Genomic DNA, 19,853 nt, shown 5'->3' on the forward strand with positions numbered 1-19,853 from the left:
GCAGAGAACCGGATTTATGCCGGAATCACCCAGCCGGAGAGTAATGTTAAATCAACATACTCGTGCGGTTGAAAACTTTGCAGCTGCCATGAAACCACCGTGCCGAATTCTGTTTCAATCTGATAAACCCAATGCGAACGAGCGAAAGTGCGCCGGAGAATTTTTCCGGATAAACCAAACACGGTTGAATTTTTACTTCTCGTAAGCGCAATATTGTTCGGTGTAATAAAAGCAATCCCAGCTCCGGAAAAATCGGTTTCAGCCGGGAATAAGTGGACTGCACGTCCAAGCTCCGCATGCACACATCCAGCTTGTCCTGCTGGTTTTGCCGCTACGGCGAAACTATTCGGTACCCCCATCATCGCTGCCACAGCGAGGGAATTCGGGTGAAAGAACAAATCTTCGGCTGTACCAATCTGTAAAATACGGCCTTTATCCATTACCGCAATCCGATCTGCTGCGGCGCACGCATCCGGTAAGTCATGCGTAACATAGATGGTTGAGATTCCGAAACGTTTAATCTGGCTTAATAAATCAGTATGAATATTTTGCCGGACTGCCGACTCAATATGTGCGAGCGGTTCATCTAATAAAAGCACGCGCGGTTCTGCAGCGAGAGTGCGGGCAAGTGAAACCCGCTGTGCCTGCCCGCCGGAAAGTGTATCAGCGGGGCGGTCAGCCAGCCCAATAAGATTCATTGCCGCCATCATAATATCCGAAAGTTGGGTTCTGCGCGGAGCCGGTATTTGCGGATCATCAATTCCAAATTCCACATTTTCACGTACACTTAAATCGAAAAGTGCCGGATTTTGAAAAGCAAATCCGACTTTCCGCCGATCAGTGCGGACTCTTGTAACGGGTGTGCCGTCGATATAAATCTCACCTGAATCAGGCTGTACTAATCCAGCTATCGCATTCAGCAGTGAAGTTTTTCCTGAACCTGAAGGCCCGATAATCCCGAGAATTTCACCGTCGGCAATTTTGAATGAAATATCAGAAAGTATTTTTGTGCGGTAACTCAGACTCAACCGGTTTACTTGCAAACTCATAATCGATGTTCCTTTCGGTGAAGCCGCAGCGCAAAAGCGGAGCAAGCGAGGAAAAGTAAAGTGAGGACCGCACTTGCAAAAGATCCGATCAGCGCCTGTGTATCGAGTCCGGATTCTGCCAAACTGACCAGAGTTGGTGCAAGCAGCGGAAAATTTGCCGGCTGTACAAAAATTGCCGGTGCAGTCTGTAAAACAACTAGCGCACTTAAAATCCCCATGATTGCAAGTAAGAAAAATCGGTTTTCACGTAAAATTAAAAATAAAATTCGCGCTCGCGGCGCATGAAGAAGCTGCGCTGTTACAACGGCAGCAGCTGAATTAGCTGCAAAAAGCTGTGCAGCCCAATATGCGAGCGGAATGCAGAGAAAAAGGTAACAAATCAGCATTCCGAAAATCCCGTTTCCGATAGTACCTGCACCCGCAATCGCTGGAAAAACGCGAATATCCCCAAACTGTAACGGTTTACGAAACAGCGCCGCAGCTAATAATCCTGAGCTGGTGAAAGCAAGAAAAGCAAGAAAACTAAAAAGCATGTTTACTGCTTTCGGATACTTCCATCGGTGCAGGGCTAGTGCTAATCCGATCACACAAGCCGGCGGTACCGAAATAATCAGAATCGTAAGTGTATTCAGGATTTCGTCTGCCGGAAACAAAATTTCTGTATCGCCATTAAACAAAGGGGCTTTCCAGGCAACCCAAAATGGCAAACTCAGCAAGATAACACCGTATCCAATGCAGAAACCAGCACACCGCCGTGCCGGACCGGCAAAATATGAATCCAGCTGCAGATAGTTTCGCAGCGGCAGAATCGGGAAAATAGTTTTTGAATCGGAAAACATAGTGAAAATCGTGCCGGCAAATGCGAAAAGAATACTAATTTTTAATGCATCAAAAACGTTGATCGGTCCAGCACTTAAAGCATGATAAAAGATTTCGGCTAACGGCGACTGCGTGCCGGCATACACAAGATTTGCTGAAGAATCAAAAATAATCCAAATTGCAACCAGCATTGCGGTTATCCCGAAAGTATTTTTCAGCCGCGGAATGAGAATCTTTTGCAATGCGCGGGAAGGAGCAATCCCAAGCACGGCGGCAGCTGCAAAAACGCGTTGAAATTCGGGATGAGGAAAATTATTTGCAAAATGCAGGCAACCGGCACGCTGTGAATGAAATAGATCCATCCGAGAAGTTCCCATGAATATGCCGGGATTGGCAAAGGCGAATGCAAAAGCAGAATTCCGGTTGCGATTGAAGGAAAAAATAACGGTACAAGTGCAATTCCAAGCACTAATATCCGTCGGTGTGAAATACAGGCAGTCACTGCAAAAATCGTTCCGATTATGGTGGAGAGAAAACCGACTGACAGTGCGAAAAGTATCGAACACAGCGTAGCGGAGCCGAATATCTGCCAATTAATCAGTCCGGATACAGCTCCGATAAATAGCATTAAGAGAATACTGAAAAATAATCGTGCAGAGAATTTATTCGTCCAAATCTGCAACTTGCTCTGAAACTTTTTCTGATGGCGGGTTGGGGATTCGGCCGCGAACTGTTTTTCAGTGCTGGGTGCAGAAAAACCGGAATAATCTGAAAAATTATCCATAAAGTACCTCGCGTGCAAATAAATGAATCAGAGTTTCCCGATTTGCTCCGGCACGTGCAGCGTTCCCGTCGTAGATTGGCACATTTAAATTTTTGAGAGATACCGATAGATTATTCGGCAAATTTGCGGAAATCGGGTTCTGGTTTTCAATGCTTGCGACAAGAGCCTGGCCTCGATCTGATACTGCAAAGCGGAGAAAATCTTGGGCAGCTTTGAAATTTCCGCCGCGGACAATCGCTGCAGCGCCAATCTCGTATCCGGTGCCGTCGGCAGGAAAATAACTTTCAGCCGGCGATGCGGATAGCTTTCGCAGTATGGAGCAAAAGTGACGGCAATTTGGGCGCGGTCTGCGGCAATTAGATTCGCCAAATGCGTGCCGGAATCGGTATAAGTGAGTGCGTTGGCATGCAGAGATTGCAGATATTTGCGGAAATCAGCGCGGTTCGGGAAACGGGAATTGAGTGTGCCGAGCATTGTGCCGGCAGTGCCGGAAGTGAGCGGAGAAGGAAGCACAATTTTTCGTTTGAATTCAGGTTTCGTCAAATCTTGCCACTGCTGCGGAGCATTTTCGATATTCGTATGCTGCGGATTAATGCAAAATGCGAGAATCCCGCCGTAGGTGCCAATCCAATATGCGGTTGCAAAACGTGAATCAGGTAAATCGTGCAGGCGGTGCGGCTGAATTAAACCAGATATCCGGGCTTGTTCGTATGCTTCGGCAGGACCGCCGATAAACACGTCAAACTCTGGAAGTTCCGGGTTTGCTGCAAGTTTTTCAAGTGCTTGGGAAGTTGGCAGGCGCACGAACTGTACATTTTCTCCGCTCAGTTTTTCGTATTCAGCTGCCAGTGCGGAGCAAGAGTGGTAATTATTTGCACAAAGTACATGCAGTGCATTTTGGTTTATTCGCGGATAGATACCGACGGCAATCAGCACCGCTGCGAGTGCCGTCCCGATGAGTAATCGGGGTGCGAAGCGGCGGAACCAAATTGAGTGCATTATCGGGTACATTCCAAAATTGTATCTGTGATTTTTCGGATATCGAAAACCTGTGTGCGAAGAGTTGCAATCCGAATTCGGCACTATTTTATTTCGGGTTTTGGCAGGTGCGGATCTGAAAATATTTCCGAATCTGAAAAGTGTTAGCTGAGTTTTGCAGGTGTGAACGTAGGGTGTGCCGTTTTCGTGCTTAATTCACACGTTAATAGCGAATTATTATCAAAGTTAATACTGAATCCGGAGAAGTTCCACCGCAATTTGAATCATAAATTCGGCTGCTGGAAAATGAAGCGGCTCGGTGCAGGGAATTTTTGTTCTCGCAACCGAGCCGCTATGCAGCAGAAATATTTTCAGATTTAATCTGTTTTAATCCGCTTTAATCCATATCGGGATTTTTCGGATTTATTTTTTGCTTGTGAGCTGCTGGAGTTCTTCGTGAGCCTGCATCAGCTTGCGCTCATCCTTGCCGACGATCCACATCAAAATCACTGAGAGTACCACGATTCCGAGCAGTACGCCATAGGTGACGTCCCACCCGTAATTGTGAATCAAAATGCCAACGCCAGTTGAGGCGAGTGTCGCGCCAAGCAGGTAGCCGAACAGGCCGGTGAATCCGGCAGCGGTGCCAGCTACATTCCGTGGGGAGAGATCAATTGCCTGCAAACCAATCAGCATCACTGGGCCGTAGATGAGTCCGCCGATGAGGGCAATCAAAAGGTAGAAAATCCACATTGGAGCAGTGTTTGGAATCAGCCAGTAAGCGGCGATCGCACCGCCGACGCCAACTAGGAAGAGGATGCCAGCGCCAGAACGCCACCCTTTGAAGACCTTATCGGAGACAAGGCCGCACAGCAGTGTGCCGATAATGCCTGCAAGTTCGTAGATTGCGAAGCCGATGAAGCCGTCCTTAATGTTTGCGCCGTGAATTTCTTCGGTAAGGTAAATTGGGATCCAGTTCAGCACCCCGTAGCGCAGTGTGTATACAAATACGTTGGTTACAGCGAGCATTACCACTACGCGGTTGGTAAGCACGTGCTTAAAGAGCAGCTCTTTCCACGGAATCGTTTCTGCTTTTACTTCAACTTTTGCCGGATCGTTGCGGTATTCTTCGATTGTCGGCAGTCCCACAGCTTCCGGACGGTCGTGAATCAGGAAGAGTGCAATGAGTGCCACGAGCAGTGCGACGACTGCTGGTGCCCAGAAAGCAGGAGTCCAGTCTGCTGCACTTGTAGCAAAGTGGCTGATTGCCCATGCGGAAATAATACCTACACCGGCACCGCCAACGTTGTGCGCACAATTCCAAATTGAGGTCATCCAACCGCGTTCGTTAGTGGAGAACCAGTGTACGAGCACGCGGCCTGATGGAGGCCAGCCCATGCCCTGGAACCAGCCGTTGATGAACATTACCGTCGCAAATAGCCCTACGCTTGCGGAAACTGCCGGCACGAATGCGACTACGAGATTCATTAGTGCCGAAAGTGCGAGCCCGAGGGGAGGAAGTAGCGTGCATTTGCCCGGTCGGAGAGCATTGCCATGAAGAACTTTGAAAGTCCGTATGAGAAAAGCACGGCATTGGCTACAATACCGATGCCGACGGTGTTGAGGACGTCGTATTCTTTCAGGATTGCGGAAACAAGCGAGACGTTGTTGCGGATCAGATAGAAGCCGGCATAACCGAGAAAAATCCCGATAAATGCTTGTGCGCGATAGCGCTTGTAAAATGAAGCCACTTGGCTTTGTGCTACTGGCTGTGCCTTCGGCGGAGCCGAAAGGAAGCCGAGACTGCGTGAATTATTTGTCATATTAACTACCTTGAGGTCGTCGTTGAGCTCTTACTAGTTAAGTATGAGAAGAATGACGGTTACATTTTCCGGATTTACGGTTACGCTCGGTAACAGACTGTAACTTTGCTGATGGTGAATGTTTTTGCGCAAACTTCCGAATTTTCGGAAATAGTTTCAGGAAGTTTGGTGATATTTTGCGCTAAAAGGTCTGCCGAGTATTGATCGTTTGCGAATGTCAAGGAATGTGATTCGAGATATTGCGATTAACCCGAACTGGCTTGAAAAGCATCACGGCGGGCGGTACTGATGCATTTCTTTTCCCGTGAATATGAAATATGAAATTGTTCAGTACCGCACAACCTGATGCAAACAAAAATCGGAAGAGCCGTTATAAAGGGCGAGGGTACCTGCGCGAATATGTGTAAGGAACCTGTAGGTACCCAAACTTAAGGAGTCTGATTTGTTGTCTTATTGTTCTTAGTATTGTTTTGCTTGATGTAACGGAGCAGCGCCGTAACCACTAAGGTAACGAATGCAAAGAGTCCGCTGAATATCAAGACGGCAAATATCCAGAACAAGATGCCGGATTCGGGTGGAAATGTTAAGTTGAAAATCGTCATAGTATTCATTTTTATCCCTATTCGTCTATATCTTAGCTGCGAATCCAACCGTTGCTGTATTGTTTTCAACAATTAGTTCGATTTTCCCAGTTGCAGAAACTGCATTTGCCATTGTCCATCTAAAATTGTAAGTGACTTGTGCTGCTTGATTAGCTTCTTCTCTTGGGGAAAAATAGGCAAGATACGGGGTGTCGCAAACTGCTCCTGCGCACTGTTGCGCTGGTGAATAATGCCTAGAAATGATGTCGTATCCTCCATTAATGAGTTGGTAGTCAGCGCCAAATGCTGCTTGAATAGTGCCAGTTGATCCGAAAATAGTACAGTTTTTGTATACTGCATAGCCTGACCCGCTTGTTACTTTACAACCTATTGGGGACGCTTTGTCGTATTTGACGTGGGAATCATCGGGCTTTGTTTGTGTGAATGAACTACTGTTGAACTCTCCTGAAGTTACTTGTATAGCCGTGACCAGAATTGATCCATCAGGATATGTGGAAATAGTTTCGATGTTTCCATTTTTATGTATATTTTCAGAATGTACCGGCTTAATATTCCCTTAATCTGCATCCGTTAATTTACCGGATTCTATCTTATTAATAAGGAATTTTTGTGTATTATTAGGTACGCCATGTATTTCCCAGAATTGGGTTAGTTTGTCAATATGAGCTGGATCAAGTTCTGTGTGCTCTGCTGCTTTTGCTGGAATAATGCTGGCAAGAAGTATTAATACAAGTGTTGAGATGCTTGCCAGACTTCTTTGTCTGAACATGATAATTTTCCTTTCAGTTAGTTTGCTCGTATCGCATCCGAGAAATGCGATACACTTCTATTATATAGCGCATCTTACAATTCGGAAGTCTTTTTAGTGCGTATATTCATGTTTATCTGCAACTAGTTCGCAACTAGGGTGCTTGTTAGCTTGAGTATAGATAAAAGATCCTAACGCGCAGCAATGAATAATGAATATAGAATCCAATGATTCGGATTTCAATGCTGAATCAAAGCGCTGTTTAATGCGTATCCCAGGCTGCGGCGAGATTCAATACAGCTGCTATCAAGCCCGCTGCCTTGCATTTTCTTGCGCAGACGGTAGATTGCTGTTTTCAGCATTTCGCGTCCGCCAGTTAAATCTGTAGTGTTCCAAACTTTGGTAATCAGAGTGCGCGCTGGCACCAGTTCGTCGGCATTATTTGCCAGCAGCCAAAGAATCCGCACTTCGGTAAGGCTTTCGGTGAATATTTTTTCTTGCCATTTCGCTTCGATACGTTGAGTATCAACAGATAATTCGCCGATTTTAATTTGAGTTTCCAATTTGGCTGGCTGCGCACGGCGGACAATTGCTCCGGCGCGCAAAGCCAACTCGCGCGGACTGAATGGCTTGGTTACATAATCGTCGGCCCCGGCTTCCAACCCTTTGATCCGGTGTTCTTCTTCGCCAAGTGCGGTCAGGAGAATAATTGGAGTTTCGACGCGCATGGCGCGAATTTGCCGCGTTAGTTCAATTCCGGAAATATGCGGCAAAAGTACGTCAAGTACGAGCAGTTGATAGTTTTGCTGTGAAAGAAGCTGTTTGGCTTGAATCGAACTATGAACGAAATCGCATTCGAATCCTTGTGTTTCAAGTGCAAACGTAATTATCGCTGTCATTTGTTTTTCGTCATCGACTATAAGTGCGCGTGGTTTTTCCGGCATATCTTGCTGTTCTCCAATTCTGAATTTATTTCCCAAATCTTAAATCAATGGATCGGTGCGGGTAAATATTTTGTGCGGGTAAATTACGAGTAAGGCGAAATAGCTGAATGAAGTGCGTATTAGGTGAAAAATCATCTGCAAATCCGCAATATCCGCAATATCCGCAGTATTTGCATTATTTGCGCGGTAAAAGTATATGAAAAGCTGTGCCCTTAGCGGGAAGTGAATCAAGCAAAATTTTACCGCCATGTACTTCGACGATTCTTTTCGCAACCATCATCCCAATTCCGGTTCCTGGTTTCCTCCCGGTACCGGTAGTAAACGGTTTAAAAATATTTTCATATTCAGCCGGATCGATACCGTCGCCGTTGTCTGATATCGTGATCAGCGCACCGCCGTTTTCGCCGTTTGCGACACGCACATTTACTTGTGCATTCTCTCCGGCATGGCGGACGCAATTGTTTACAAGATTCCAGATTAGCTGGCGGATTAACTGCGCATTAGCTTTTATTTCGAGGATTCCGCCGACGGTATCGACAGAAATCGGTACCGTAGTAGTGCGGCGCAGCTCGCGCGCTGTTTGCGTTACGATTTCTCTTAAATCAATATCTTCTTTCTGCACCTTTTGCGGATGCTCGAGTTTTGTATCGATTAAAAAATTTTCAGCAATATTGATTACCTGTGCGGAATTTTCGCTGATTGTTTGGACAAATGTTTGCTGCTGCGGATTGAGTTTACCGGCAAGACCTTCGTTTAATAGCTCGGCTGCACCGGAAATAAGCGCAATCGGAGTGCGGATTTCGTGGGAAATAATTGCGGGGCGAAATTCGATTTCCGTCAATTCCTGCGTCAGATGCTGTGTTTTCCGATGAAGTGTGCGGGCAAGGATTAGCGTTCCGGTAAGTGCGGCGCTAAGCAACCCGATTATAATCCAAGCTATAAAGTGCATATTGTTAATTCTATGCGGTTGATGTGCGTTAAGCCGATATCTGCCGGGATGGCTCGCTAACCGTCGTTATTGTGAATCTCGGATGGTTCGCGCTGCGGGGAGGCTTATTGCTTTCGTAGTTCGCTCAAAGGTTAAAAGGGGTCAAACGTCCAAGTGTGAAATCGACTAATTGCGGTAGACTGATAGAGACATATCCAATTAAGAAAAGGAGTCCTTGTGGCAACTATTGAGGCCGTAGCTTCCCGCGAAATTCTTGATTCCCGCGGAAACCCAACCGTTGAAGTCGAAGTAGTACTTGACGACGGCACTTTTGCTCGTGCTGAAGTTCCATCGGGTGCATCTACTGGCGCATTCGAAGCAGTTGAGCGTCGCGATGGTGACGATTCGCGTTACCTCGGCAAAGGTGTTCAGGGTGCAGTTGAAGCCGTAACCGAAGTTATTGAACCGGAAATCATTGGTCTTGATGCTTCCGAACAGCGGGTACTTGATCAGACTCTGATTGATCTCGACGGAACCGCAAACAAGGGCAAGATTGGCGCAAACGCAATTCTTGGTGTTTCCCTTGCAGTAGCAAAGGCAGCAGCTGAATCTGCAGGTCTTCCGCTTTACCAGTATCTTGGCGGTCCGAACGCACACGTACTTCCAGTGCCAATGATGAATATCCTTAACGGCGGATCCCACGCCGATTCAAACGTGGATATTCAGGAATTCATGATTGCTCCAATTGGCGCTCCGACTTTCAAAGAATCACTCCGCTGGGGTGCAGAGGTTTACCATTCACTGAAGTCCGTACTCAAGCAGCGCGGTCTTTCTACCGGTCTTGGCGACGAAGGCGGCTTCGCTCCAAATCTCGAATCAAATGCGGCAGCTCTTGATTTGATTTGTGAAGCAATCGAAAAAGCTGGTTTGAAGCCGGGGGCAGATGTTGCGCTCGCGCTTGATGTTGCTTCTACCGAATTCTTCAACGGCGAAGGCTACCAGTTCGAAGGCGGCATTAAGCCAACCGAATTCATGGTTGAATACTATGAAAAGCTGATCACTGATTATCCGCTCGTCTCCATTGAAGATCCGCTTTCGGAAGACGAATGGGATGCATGGGTTGCGCTCACCAAGCAGATTGGTGACCGGGTACAGCTCGTCGGCGATGATCTTTTTGTTACCAACCCAGAGCGTCTCGCAAAGGGAATTGAACTCGGCGCTGCAAATGCACTTCTCGTGAAGGTAAACCAGATCGGTTCACTCACCGAAACTCTCGAAGCTGTGGAGAATGCACATCGTGCAGGTTACAAGACCATGACTTCCCACCGTTCCGGTGAAACTGAAGACGTAACCATTGCGGATCTTGCAGTGGCTACCAACTCTGGTCAGATCAAGACTGGTGCGCCAGCTCGCGGCGAGCGTGTAAACAAGTACAACCAGCTGCTCCGCATCGAAGACGAACTCGGTGATGCAGCAGTATATGCTGGGCGCAGCTCGTTCCCGCGTTTCAAGAAGTAAGCTGGTTTCTTCTTATCCAGCAGCTGCTTAGCTGATAAGCAGGCAGACTGCCGGCTTCCGGTGACGCGAAAAGCTAACCGCGGGCGGATGGTTCGAAATGAACTGTCCGCCCGCATTTTATTACTTCACGATTACTTTCACGATTAATTTCGCTCTGTGTTAATTTGTTTTCGCTGCAGAGTATCGTGTTGCGAATTACCATCACTAATGGGCGGGCGGGTACTCATGGAATCTCGTGTCGCCGGGCGTTAAGATTGGCGGTATGAGTGTGCGCAAACCGAAATCTCCAGATCCGCAGCGTCGGCGAACTGCCGTTAGCAGGAGAGGTCTGCATTTAACTTCGGATTCAGCTCCGGCAGCGAATGTGAATAAGGTGAATCATGTCCGCAAAGACGGTACCGGTCGAAATGCTCATAGTCAGACTGTGAGAAATCGGGGTGTTGCCCGCGGTGCTGGTAACGGGAACAGCCGGAGTATCAGCACCCGGAATGCACACAGATTGAGTGTGAGTAATCTGCACCCGCAACAGCAGATAAAACCGTCGGCAATTCCGGAAAATAACGGAAAAAATAAAAAATCAACCGCGCGAACTGTTCGCAAATCACGCACGATGTCCGGAACTGAACGGAAGTATCTTCAGCTGCGTGACAATAGGACAGCAGGGATGGCTTTCGGAGCGGAAACTGGAACCCAAAAAATACGCCAATCCGCGAAGAAACGGCAAAATGTGCGGGAACGTTTCGGGAAAGATTGGGATGTTGTACTGCAAGGAACAAAGAAAACACGGAAGATTCCAGTGCGGATTCTTGCGGTTATTTTCACCTGCCTGATTGCCGTCATAATTCTTGCAAATCCTGTACGTGATTTTCTTGCACAGCAGGAAGAGAAACGCGCGATAACTTCACAGCTTGCTGAAAGTAAAGCGGAACTTGCAGCATTGCAGCAGCAAGTTGATTTATGGAATGACCCAAGCTATGTGCAGGCACAAGCCCGAAAACGACTCGGTTTTGTTTTACCAGGTCAGACCCTTTATTACGTAAGCGGTGACCTCACTGCGGCGGATAAAGCCAAAAAGGCAGATGAAGAAGAACGGGCGATTGCACTGCGGCGGAAAGCTATGCCGTTTTATGTTGGTATCTGGAAGTCGATTGAGATTGCAGGTACTGCAGATCTTGACCCGGAAAAGCTTTCGAATCCTGAGAACACTCCGCTTGTGAATGAACCGGTAAGAGACGATACGGATAAAGGCGCCGAAAACGGGCAGGCGCCTGCCGCGAATCAGCGCAATAGCAAAAATGCGGATTCGAATTAGCATTCAGATTGTTGCCGCAAGTTAAAGAAGAACAGGCTGAATCACGCTGAACCGCGTAAAATTAACAATACGAAAAGTCAAGAACAAGCAGCAAAACAAAGGACATGAATGGTTGCGAAAAGTTTAGATAAAAACTCTGCCGTCGAAATACCCGAAGTATCCGCACAGCTATTAAAAGAAATCGCAGCTAATGCCACACCAGTGTGTGATGGTGATATCCAAATTCTGACAGCTCAGCTTGGGCGGGAGCCGCGCGGACTTGTCGGGATTGGGGCGCGCTGTGCTTGCGGGGCACCGCTGGTAACGATCACATATCCGCGTCTTCCCGACGGTTCACCATTCCCGACGCTTTTTACCTTAGCCATCCGTGGATTGTGAAAGAAGTTTCCCGTGTGGAGAGTTCCGGTGAGATGGTACAGCTGAATGAAGAACTTGCGCAAAATGATGATCTTGCACAGGCGCATCGGGAAGCACATGCACATTATATTCGCTGCCGGAATCTGCTGACGCATGTTGCGGAAGTCGATGACTTTTCTGCGGGCGGAATGCCGGACCGTGTGAAATGTTTACATGCTTTGGCCGGTTATGCGCTTTCAGTAGGCGCAGGAGTGACTCCTTTTGGAGATCGGGTGCTCAAGCAAATTGGTTGGGACGCAAACGTCTGCCGTTGCGAGAGCAATGCCGGAGCGGCTAACGCCAACTAATCTAATATTACTGCTGCGAAAAATAGATGCGATGCAGAATAGTATTTTCAATTCGGCCGCGAAATTACCGCAAGCTTGCTGAAGCAAGTCTTATACTGCGCTGTTTTGCCGCCCTGCCTCTGGGGGGGAGGCTGGCACTGCGGGATAATTCGGCAGTTGGGTATCTACTGTGTGAACTGAGGAGATGAAGGGAAAACAAATGAAAGTTGCTGGAATTGATTGCGGTACGAATACTGTGCGCCTGCTGATTTCAGAAGTGGATCCGGGAAAGAAAAATGTGCTTGGCGGTCCGGTGCTGAAAGATATTGTGCGGACGATGGAAGTGGTTCGTCTTGGCGCTGGTGTAGATCGGACTGGGAAATTTAACGATGCGGCTCTCGAACGGACTTTGCGGATGGTTGAGAAATATGCTTTGCTTTGCCGCGAACATGAAGTGGAGTCAATTCGCTTCGCCGCTACTTCAGCTACTCGTGATGCGGAAAATCGCGATATTTTTATCGACGGTGTACGTAACTTTTTTGGAGTGCGCCCGCAAGTGCTTACCGGAAAAGAAGAGGCACGGACCTCGTTTATTGGTGCGGTCTGCGCGCTTGATGGAAATAATGCAGCTCAGGGCAATATTGCTTCGCCGATGATTGCCGTCGATTTAGGCGGCGGTTCTACAGAACTTGCACTTGGCACTGCTGCAGGTGATTTGCTTGCCTCTTATTCGATGGATGTCGGATCGGTGCGGATGCATGAACGGCATCTTGGCAGCGGAAAAGCGAGTGCCGAAAAAATTGCAGCAGCACGGGAGGATGTCCGCCATTTTCTTGATTTAGCTGAGAAACATGTGGATTTTGGTGCTGCGCGGGCGCTTATCGGTTTGGCAGGTACTGTCACTTCGATTACTGCACAGTGGCTTGGTCTTGCGCAATATGATTCTGCACGGATTCATGGTGCAGTGATGACGCTGGCGGAAATAAATGAAATATGTGATTGGTTTCTTAACTCTAGTCTTGAGCAGCGTCTCGCGATTAGTTTTATGCACCCAGGGCGCGCGGATGTGATTAATGCCGGTGCGCTTGTGTGGCAGGAAGTGGTGAATCGTGTGGCGCAGCGAACTGCGGAAGCTGGGAATCCGCTCACCCAAGCGGTTACCTCTGAACATGATATTCTTGATGGTCTCGCACTGTGGGCGGCAGCCGATCCGCAGCAGCCGAAGTTTCGCTAAATAAAATTTGATACTGCGAAATATCCTTTTTGCGCCGGCTGCGCAGGAAAAATCCAGCCGTTTAATGGTTCTTCATATTTTTATTTGTGTCGGCGTAATGAAGTTTTGTGTTTGTTTGGGCGGAAGCGGTGTTTTGTGCGGTGTTTTCCGGCGTGCAAAACACCGCTTGGATCCAGCCGTAAGGCATTACTTGGATTCGGATAAAAGGGTTTTTACATTTTAGTTTATGCCGCGGGTATCGGTTCGGCTTACGTAACTGGCGGCAGAGTGCTTATGAGTTCACGTAACTGGCGGCAAAATGGATGGTTTTGCGGAACGGCGGGAGAGCCGTCGTTCCTATAAGCTTTTGACCTGCGATAACGCAAACACTTTCGACGGTGAAAAGCGCGGCCTGAGTTCTTGCCGCCGGTTACGCAGTGTAAACGCGGTAATACTGTCGGTTCGGAGGTGAAGTCGGTTTCTTCCAAGATATGCTATGGGTTTTCGCCAGCGCAATAAACGGAAAAGACGCGACTTTCTACGCTCACGGCAATACGGGCTAGTTTTATTTATCAAGGCAGCAGTTAATCGGAAAACGATTTTATTCTTGGGAAACATCCGCTGGCTTAACGCGCCAGGAAACACGCGCCAGCCTAGCGCACTCCGGCTAAATCTAACTGGTCAGACCGAGAGCAAGGATTGAACGCAAACCGGATAAAACCAGCACAAGACTATGCAGTGCCATTAAAATAATTTTCACAAAACAATAACCGCTGCCTGCCCGCCCGCCGCCTCACCAGACCCGCGCAAACAAACAAAATACGAAGAGCCGGTTTAATCCGTCGGCGGTTTCGAAGTATGGATTTCGGTACGGCGTGCTTTCCGCATCCGATGGTCGGCACGAATCTTTGCTGAAACTCCGCCGAGAATTGCCGAAAGAAGCGTCCCGACGAGTACAGCTACGCGGGCATGTGCTCCATAATCGGATCCGGTTGGATAAGAAAGCGTCGCAATCAGAAGCGATACTGTGAAGCCGATCCCGGCAATCAGCGATACAGGCACAATATCGGCAATTTTCAACGACCGGCCGAGCTGCAGTTTGCAAACTTTAATCATGAAAAATACCGATCCGGTGATTCCGATAAGTTTACCGATTGGAAGTGCAAGATATACGCCGACGGCAACCGGATCTGAAAGCAGCGAAAGTACACCGCCGGAATCTACCACATTCACTCCAGCTGCGAAGAAAGCGAATACTGGGAGAACAAAACCAGCTGAGGAGAATTCGATTTTGTGGGCGAAATGCGCAGTCATTGGTTCTTCTTCGCGCTTGCGTTGAATTGCTGGCACGGTAAGCCCGAGAGCGACGGCGGAGATTGTGGCGTGTACTCCGGAGATGAACATGAAATACCAGGCAAGAATGCCGAGCGGCCAAAGAATATACCACTTTGTGAAACGTTTTTGCGTGAGTAAACCGAAGATTGAAATTATTGCAATTGAAATCGTGAGGGCAATGAAATTTAGCTCAGCGGCGAAGAATACGGCAATTAAGATGATTCCGAGCAGATCGTCGACAACCGCTAATGTCATTAAGAAAGTGCGTGCTGCCGGCGGCATTCCTTTGCCGAATAACCCCAGTACGGCAAGCGCGAAAGCAATATCTGTAGCGACGGGAATTGCCCAGCCTTCATAATGCCCTGTTTGCCCGATAACTTGGATTAATGTGTACACAAGAATCGGACCGAGCATTCCGAAAACAGCAGCAACCATCGGCACAACTGCTTTTTAATATCGCGCAGTGAGCCAATCGCAAATTCTTGTTTTAACTCCAGCCCTACTACGAAAAAAAGATTGCGAGTAATCCGTCGGCGGCCCAATGGGCGAGAGAAAGATTGAGATGGATTGCATCGAATCCCAAATGGAAATTCGCGAAGTTCGTATAGGCTTCGCGGACTGGAAGAATTGGGAAGTTTGCCCAAATCAATGCAAGAATTGCGCCGATAATAAGTACTAGACCGGCAGTTGTCTCATTTCGGAGGGCGTTGCGGTAGTGCTGAATCGGTGACGGTTTTCGGGACATAAGTGTGCTCTCTTATTCAATCTTCATTTCATCTAATTATACAAATGTTTTAGATTGCTAAGTAACGGGGCGGCTATTTTGGGTGAATAGTTAGCTGCGGAATATTGCCGGTGATTGGATGATGATTGGAAATTATCCGAAAATTTGGCTTTTGGGAATGAATTAGAATCAATCAGAATGAACCGTGTTTAGTTCAATATCAACGTAACAGGATTTTGTTTTTGCGAGTTGCGGAATTATCGGTATGCTTGAACTTGTTTGAAATTGTTTTTGCTTCGATTTCGATTTTCATTCATGAATCTTGCGTGCAGTGAATTGGAATTCGGTTTATGAGTAAGAGCTCAAACGCCTCCATAGCCCAATCGGCAGAGGCAGCAGACTTAAAATCTGTTCAGTGTGGGTTCGAGTCCCACTGGAGGCACCGCTTAAACGGCTTGATAATAATAAAAACTTGATATTAATAAAAATAAGGCGCACGCTAAACGGCGGTTTTGCTGTGTCGGTAGATGGTGTTGCCGGCAGTGCGGCAGAGAAACTGGTTTGTGTGCGCCGGTCAAAATAAAGTATTTCCGCAGCTCTGTTCGGGATATTTTCCGAAAGTTGTATATGAAACAGAGTTAGATACTGTTAGCTGAAGTTAGAATTACGCAAATTTAGAGCTGCTCGGATTTGTTTGAATCTGCCAGGTGAAAATATGTAAAGTGAAGCAAAAGGACAGTTGCACATATGCGCAAGAGTGCTGAAATTTTTATACTGTTTTTGCTGTGTGTCGTTACTATTGATAGGTAACTCATCAACGATGTGAATTACTTACAGATATAACGAAGGGAATATTGTGCAAGGATGCACTTTGATTGCTCACCGCGGATTAAATACTATCGCTCCGGAAAACACGTTTAGTGCGTTCAACGCTGCGATTAATCGCGGAATTAACTGGATTGAAACCGACGTCGATGCACTTGGCGACGGGACGCCGATTATTATTCACGATACTTCACTAGATCGGACAACTGACAAATCGGGAAGCTACTATGATCTTTCCGCTTCTGATCTGCCGAATATTGATGCGGGCAGTTGGTTTTCTCCAGAGTTCGCTGCTGAGAAAATACCGACGCTGGAAAATTTAGTGCAGTTTATGAATGAAACTGGAATGAATGCAAATATTGAAATCAAATCTAATGAGCAAGGGAAAAAGAAACGCTGCGCTTAATTGATAATGTTATTGCGCAGCTGGAAAAATTAAATCCGCAGCGGAAAGTAATTGTTTCGTCTTTTAATCACGTTTTACTGCATATTTTCAAAAAGCGTGCTCCGAAGCTGCCAGTGGGATGTTTGTATGAAACTGCAGCGCTCTATGATGATTGGAAATCAATTCTGGAACTGGTTGGTGCAGATTATCTGCATCCAGAGGATAGTTATTTAACAAAGGAACGCGTAGCACAAATTCACTCCGCTGGATTCGGCGTGAACGTTTGGACTGTAGACGATTACGGGAGAGCCAATCAACTCGCAAATTGGGGTGTTGACGGTGTGATATCAAATATTGCGCACAATCTTAAAGGCATTGCGCATGCGCAGTATTTAGTTTGATTTATCGCTGGAGAGAAAACTGAGTTTCTTGTTTTAACGGCTTTTAATTGCTGTTTAATGGCTGCGCTGCTGCATCCGGTGTTAACTGCAAAGAAGCATCACGATAATTTTGGAAAATAAAGATAATTTAGAAAGAATAAATATGGAAAATATTCAGGCAATCGAAAAGAAAAGAAAACTTCCCGTATTCCTGACAAAAGGGCGAGTTGGCGGATTTCTTACCGTCGTTATGACGGGGCAGCTGACATACTCTGCTTTTGAAGCGTTCAAAGGATCGCTTTTACTCCCTTTGTCTAATGCGCTGGGGATTGGGGTCGACCAGTTTGGGATTCTCATGGGATGGATTGGGATTGCAATGTTCCTTTATATCCCTGGCGGATGGGTAAATAACCGTTTTACGATTCGTTCGATTCTGATTTCATGGTCGGCATGGAGAATGGCTACCGCACTGATTCTTTTTCTCGTGCCCGGTTTACACTTTAATGTGATGGTGGCAATAGCTATCTCGTGGGGTGTCTGGGATGCGATTGGATGGCCGGCAGTAGTTAACGGCGTAACATTCATGTCGCAGGATTCGGATACTAAAGGGCGCGGATTGGCGATGGGGCTGCTGGAGTCAATCCGCCGCGGCGCCGAGTTTTTAATGAATTTGCTTGTGGTTGGTTTGCTTGCAGCATTTGCTGATAAAGCAGATATCGTCATGATTACGATGGGGATAATCTATTCTTTGATTATTATCCCGCTAATCTTCTGTATTATTCGCTATGTTCCGAAAAATGCTACTGCAAAAGCTGAGCGTGCCGGCGAGTCTGATAATGTTGCAGCACTAAAAGGGCTGCTGAAAGTGATTCTGCTTCCGCGAGTTTGGCTCGCTGGGATTGCCGGTATGTGTATTTACTGGGCTTATACTAATTTGATTTTTCTTCCGCTCCATATTTGAGTCTGGTATTTAATGCTACCGACGCGCAGGCTGGGGCATTTGGAATTTTCAATACTGGGCTTGTAGGTATTTTTGCCGGTCTTGTTTCCGGTATGGTTGCAGATTATTTATTTAAATCTTCAACGCGGATGATGGCAGTTGCTTTGCTGATTACCGCTGCAGGTGTGGGGATGGTATATCTTTTGCCGCAAGACGGGAATATTTGGGTCGCGATGATTCTGCTGATGATTATGGCTTTCGGAATTTTCATGGGGAAAGCAGTAATCCTTGCACCGATTGCTGAATTGCATCTTCCAGAACAGATTAACGGATCGGCAATAGCTGTTGGCTCGTTCCTTGTTTATGCGCCTGTGTTCTGGTCTTATTCAACGACGGGAGCAATTATTGAAGCTCATCGTGACCAGGCTTATATTGGGTATCAGCAAATTTTCCTCATCACATTAGCTGTGGCGCTTTTCGGCGCTGTGTGTGCGCTTTTGCTGGATCGGCTGAACTCGCGTGCGATTGCGAAACTGCAGCGTGCTGCGGCGCTCGCAGATGAAAAGAAAGGAACTGAACCGCAATCTGATGTGCATAATCTGAGATGATTATGCACATCAGATCAGTGAGATTGTTACGGTGAATATGAACGAGACAACGTTGGATTCGTGTGTCTGGCCAAGCCTGTTCACTAGCTCGCAAAGCTCCTTTCACTCCGTCGGTGATCACTACTGTTGGCGGCGGGAGCTGTTCTAACAGTGCCGTATATGCTGCCTTCTCGTTGGTTGCCCGCTGCCAGTTTAAGACATGATACTGGCAGCGGGCGATCAATAATGTCCATCCATAAGCGAGCCAGGTACCATCAATGAACACATACGGAAGAATCTCGCGTCACTTCCGCCTCAGGTGTCGGGATTCGCCACGCGGGATCGATCCTACGCCTCATTACCCGACGCGAGGTGTCAAGAGCTGCCTGCACATGCTTGAACAGTGCATATGAGATTAATGCACGTAGGGCTTCACGCTCAGAAACATCTGGCCTGTATCTGATGTATCTCGCCCTGCAATGCGTGCACCTGCAGCGAATCTTTCCGCTGCTTGTTCTGCCGTTCTTTTTCATACCCGCCTGTTTTGCACGCCGGACACGCAATTCATGATGATTGTCGTCCCATACGATCAAGCCTGGCAACACCCATACCGCACGAACAATACAGCATGCCGCAAGCATCAATTCCTAAGCCTAAACACTTAACAATACCAATTTTCCCGCACCGCACTCAGTGAAAACGCGAAATAAAGACACACAATTTGCTGCTTAACACTGCTTTTAGATACGGTGCGCACGGGTTTGTGTTGTGCAAACTAATTGATAGTTCCCGAATAAATCGTTGGGAATCCTGATTTTATCTTGCTGATAAATTTTTATTCTTCGATTTGTAACTCGATCTTTATCGAGGTTTGATATCGAGGTGCTTCGAGGTCTATTGAGACTTTGAACGTAAAATATTTCAGTTAATATTAATTGTTGGAGTAATAAACTATTGCTCACTAGCAAAATGAATTTATTTTGCATTTACGATGGCATTAAGGGCTGCATTTATGGATTTATCGGCGAAAATATGTGTTTGGGTTACTGCGGCTTTTTCCGCTTTGTTTTTCGGCAGTGCTATGATGAGTGATCTAGATTCAGTTGCTGCTGCGAATTTTAATACCGCTAATATGTATCTGCCGCATACTGGCGGCATAACCCTGAATAATGTCAATAAACTTGTTTGCAGCTTCTTACTAGCTCTTCCCGGATGTGAGAATAAATGACAAACGCAACACGTAAACTAGGGAAGATTTGAGATTATTTTCATCGTG

At 47.0% G+C, this 19,853-nt stretch carries 19 protein-coding genes, 1 tRNA gene and 2 pseudogenes; 10 read left to right on the top strand and 12 right to left on the bottom strand.

Going from position 1 to position 19,853, the window contains the following annotated elements:
• Window positions 1-14: 14 nt before the first annotated feature.
• The 9 genes from RQN30_RS09310 to RQN30_RS09350 form a co-directional block, all read right to left on the bottom strand.
• The gene (locus tag RQN30_RS09310; RefSeq protein ID WP_353060233.1) at window positions 15-1,049 is read right to left on the bottom strand and encodes an ABC transporter ATP-binding protein; all 1,035 of its coding nucleotides are present in this window, start codon (window positions 1,047-1,049) and stop codon (window positions 15-17) included.
• Window positions 1,046-2,230 carry a hypothetical protein gene (locus tag RQN30_RS09315; RefSeq protein ID WP_353060234.1) on the bottom strand — a complete coding sequence of 395 codons (1,185 nt, stop codon included), beginning with the start codon at window positions 2,228-2,230 and terminating at the stop codon, window positions 1,046-1,048. Before RQN30_RS09315 ends, RQN30_RS09310 begins: the two co-directional genes overlap by 4 nt.
• 506 nt (window positions 2,231-2,736) lie before the next feature.
• Window positions 2,737-3,651, bottom strand: coding sequence for a substrate-binding domain-containing protein (locus tag RQN30_RS09320; RefSeq protein WP_353060235.1), 915 nt, complete (start codon window positions 3,649-3,651; stop codon window positions 2,737-2,739).
• 402 nt (window positions 3,652-4,053) lie between these two features.
• Complete coding sequence (locus tag RQN30_RS09325) at window positions 4,054-5,118, bottom strand: MFS transporter (protein WP_353060236.1); 1,065 nt, start codon at window positions 5,116-5,118, stop codon at window positions 4,054-4,056.
• The gene (locus RQN30_RS09330) at window positions 5,118-5,453 is read right to left on the bottom strand and encodes a hypothetical protein (protein WP_353060237.1); all 336 of its coding nucleotides are present in this window, start codon (window positions 5,451-5,453) and stop codon (window positions 5,118-5,120) included. The genes RQN30_RS09325 and RQN30_RS09330 overlap by 1 nt, the downstream gene beginning before the upstream one ends.
• A 674-nt stretch (window positions 5,454-6,127) precedes the next feature.
• The gene (locus RQN30_RS09335) at window positions 6,128-6,394 is read right to left on the bottom strand and encodes a hypothetical protein (RefSeq protein ID WP_353060238.1); all 267 of its coding nucleotides are present in this window, start codon (window positions 6,392-6,394) and stop codon (window positions 6,128-6,130) included.
• Between the two features lie 217 nt (window positions 6,395-6,611).
• The gene (locus RQN30_RS09340) at window positions 6,612-6,824 is read right to left on the bottom strand and encodes a hypothetical protein (RefSeq protein WP_353060239.1); all 213 of its coding nucleotides are present in this window, start codon (window positions 6,822-6,824) and stop codon (window positions 6,612-6,614) included.
• A gap of 218 nt (window positions 6,825-7,042) precedes the next feature.
• Complete coding sequence (locus RQN30_RS09345; RefSeq protein ID WP_353060240.1) at window positions 7,043-7,747, bottom strand: response regulator transcription factor; 705 nt, start codon at window positions 7,745-7,747, stop codon at window positions 7,043-7,045.
• A gap of 175 nt (window positions 7,748-7,922) precedes the next feature.
• Complete coding sequence (locus RQN30_RS09350; protein WP_353060241.1) at window positions 7,923-8,666, bottom strand: sensor histidine kinase; 744 nt, start codon at window positions 8,664-8,666, stop codon at window positions 7,923-7,925.
• Window positions 8,667-8,912: 246 nt separating this feature from the next.
• Here RQN30_RS09350 and eno point away from each other — a divergent pair, with 246 nt between their 5' ends.
• The 5 genes from eno to RQN30_RS09375 all read left to right on the top strand — a co-directional run bounded on the left by eno (window position 8,913) and on the right by RQN30_RS09375 (window position 13,422).
• Window positions 8,913-10,193, top strand: coding sequence for a phosphopyruvate hydratase (gene eno / locus RQN30_RS09355; protein ID WP_353060242.1), 1,281 nt, complete (start codon window positions 8,913-8,915; stop codon window positions 10,191-10,193).
• Between the two features lie 235 nt (window positions 10,194-10,428).
• Window positions 10,429-11,505 carry an FtsB family cell division protein gene (locus RQN30_RS09360; protein ID WP_353060243.1) on the top strand — a complete coding sequence of 359 codons (1,077 nt, stop codon included), beginning with the start codon at window positions 10,429-10,431 and terminating at the stop codon, window positions 11,503-11,505.
• 108 nt (window positions 11,506-11,613) lie between these two features.
• Window positions 11,614-11,883, top strand: a complete 270-nt coding sequence (locus tag RQN30_RS09365; protein ID WP_353060244.1) for a DUF501 domain-containing protein — start codon at window positions 11,614-11,616, stop codon at window positions 11,881-11,883.
• The gene (locus tag RQN30_RS09370; RefSeq protein ID WP_353060245.1) at window positions 11,790-12,209 is read left to right on the top strand and encodes a DUF501 domain-containing protein; all 420 of its coding nucleotides are present in this window, start codon (window positions 11,790-11,792) and stop codon (window positions 12,207-12,209) included. The genes RQN30_RS09365 and RQN30_RS09370 overlap by 94 nt, the downstream gene beginning before the upstream one ends.
• A 199-nt stretch (window positions 12,210-12,408) precedes the next feature.
• Complete coding sequence (locus RQN30_RS09375) at window positions 12,409-13,422, top strand: Ppx/GppA phosphatase family protein (protein ID WP_353060246.1); 1,014 nt, start codon at window positions 12,409-12,411, stop codon at window positions 13,420-13,422.
• A gap of 813 nt (window positions 13,423-14,235) precedes the next feature.
• Here the strand turns inward: RQN30_RS09375 and RQN30_RS09380 are convergent.
• A complete protein-coding gene (locus RQN30_RS09380; RefSeq protein ID WP_353060247.1) occupies window positions 14,236-15,171 on the bottom strand; it encodes a Na+/H+ antiporter NhaA in 936 nt (311 codons plus the stop codon).
• 67 nt (window positions 15,172-15,238) lie between these two features.
• Window positions 15,239-15,481, bottom strand: coding sequence for a Na+/H+ antiporter NhaA (locus tag RQN30_RS09385; protein WP_353060248.1), 243 nt, complete (start codon window positions 15,479-15,481; stop codon window positions 15,239-15,241).
• A gap of 347 nt (window positions 15,482-15,828) precedes the next feature.
• Here RQN30_RS09385 and RQN30_RS09390 point away from each other — a divergent pair.
• The 4 genes and pseudogenes from RQN30_RS09390 to RQN30_RS09410 all read left to right on the top strand — a co-directional run bounded on the left by RQN30_RS09390 (window position 15,829) and on the right by RQN30_RS09410 (window position 18,598).
• Window positions 15,829-15,902, top strand: a tRNA-Leu gene (locus tag RQN30_RS09390).
• 384 nt (window positions 15,903-16,286) lie between these two features.
• Window positions 16,287-17,071, top strand: a pseudogene (locus tag RQN30_RS12610) (glycerophosphoryl diester phosphodiesterase).
• A 142-nt stretch (window positions 17,072-17,213) separates the two neighbouring features.
• Entirely contained in the window at window positions 17,214-18,011 is a 798-nt protein-coding gene (locus tag RQN30_RS09405; RefSeq protein WP_353060250.1) for an MFS transporter, read from the top strand.
• Window positions 18,008-18,598 carry an MFS transporter gene (locus RQN30_RS09410; protein ID WP_353060251.1) on the top strand — a complete coding sequence of 197 codons (591 nt, stop codon included), beginning with the start codon at window positions 18,008-18,010 and terminating at the stop codon, window positions 18,596-18,598. Before RQN30_RS09405 ends, RQN30_RS09410 begins: the two co-directional genes overlap by 4 nt.
• Window positions 18,599-18,620: 22 nt before the next feature.
• On the opposite strand, the pseudogene RQN30_RS09415 reads toward RQN30_RS09410, so the two are convergent.
• Window positions 18,621-18,863 (bottom strand): annotated as a pseudogene (locus RQN30_RS09415) (transposase); the annotation flags it as partial.
• 726 nt (window positions 18,864-19,589) lie between these two features.
• Here RQN30_RS09415 and RQN30_RS09420 point away from each other — a divergent pair.
• Complete coding sequence (locus RQN30_RS09420; RefSeq protein WP_353060252.1) at window positions 19,590-19,805, top strand: hypothetical protein; 216 nt, start codon at window positions 19,590-19,592, stop codon at window positions 19,803-19,805.
• Window positions 19,806-19,853: the final 48 nt, after the last annotated feature.

This window comes from Arcanobacterium hippocoleae (assembly GCF_040360365.1).
GTDB classification, from domain to species: Bacteria; Actinomycetota; Actinomycetes; order Actinomycetales; family Actinomycetaceae; genus Arcanobacterium_A; species Arcanobacterium_A hippocoleae_A.

Coding starts and splice junctions, on each gene's coding strand:
- RQN30_RS09310 (WP_353060233.1), bottom strand. CDS start 1,049: ATGAGTTTGCAAGTAAACCGGTTGAGTCTGAGTTACCGCACAAAAATA.
- RQN30_RS09315 (WP_353060234.1), bottom strand. CDS start 2,230: ATGGATCTATTTCATTCACAGCGTGCCGGTTGCCTGCATTTTGCAAAT.
- RQN30_RS09320 (WP_353060235.1), bottom strand. CDS start 3,651: ATGCACTCAATTTGGTTCCGCCGCTTCGCACCCCGATTACTCATCGGG.
- RQN30_RS09325 (WP_353060236.1), bottom strand. CDS start 5,118: ATGAATCTCGTAGTCGCATTCGTGCCGGCAGTTTCCGCAAGCGTAGGG.
- RQN30_RS09330 (WP_353060237.1), bottom strand. CDS start 5,453: ATGACAAATAATTCACGCAGTCTCGGCTTCCTTTCGGCTCCGCCGAAG.
- RQN30_RS09335 (WP_353060238.1), bottom strand. CDS start 6,394: ATGCAGTATACAAAAACTGTACTATTTTCGGATCAACTGGCACTATTC.
- RQN30_RS09340 (WP_353060239.1), bottom strand. CDS start 6,824: ATGTTCAGACAAAGAAGTCTGGCAAGCATCTCAACACTTGTATTAATA.
- RQN30_RS09345 (WP_353060240.1), bottom strand. CDS start 7,747: ATGCCGGAAAAACCACGCGCACTTATAGTCGATGACGAAAAACAAATG.
- RQN30_RS09365 (WP_353060244.1), top strand. CDS start 11,614: ATGGTTGCGAAAAGTTTAGATAAAAACTCTGCCGTCGAAATACCCGAA.
- RQN30_RS09375 (WP_353060246.1), top strand. CDS start 12,409: ATGAAAGTTGCTGGAATTGATTGCGGTACGAATACTGTGCGCCTGCTG.
- RQN30_RS09380 (WP_353060247.1), bottom strand. CDS start 15,171: ATGGTTGCTGCTGTTTTCGGAATGCTCGGTCCGATTCTTGTGTACACA.
- RQN30_RS09385 (WP_353060248.1), bottom strand. CDS start 15,481: ATGTCCCGAAAACCGTCACCGATTCAGCACTACCGCAACGCCCTCCGA.
- RQN30_RS09405 (WP_353060250.1), top strand. CDS start 17,214: ATGGAAAATATTCAGGCAATCGAAAAGAAAAGAAAACTTCCCGTATTC.
- RQN30_RS09420 (WP_353060252.1), top strand. CDS start 19,590: ATGGATTTATCGGCGAAAATATGTGTTTGGGTTACTGCGGCTTTTTCC.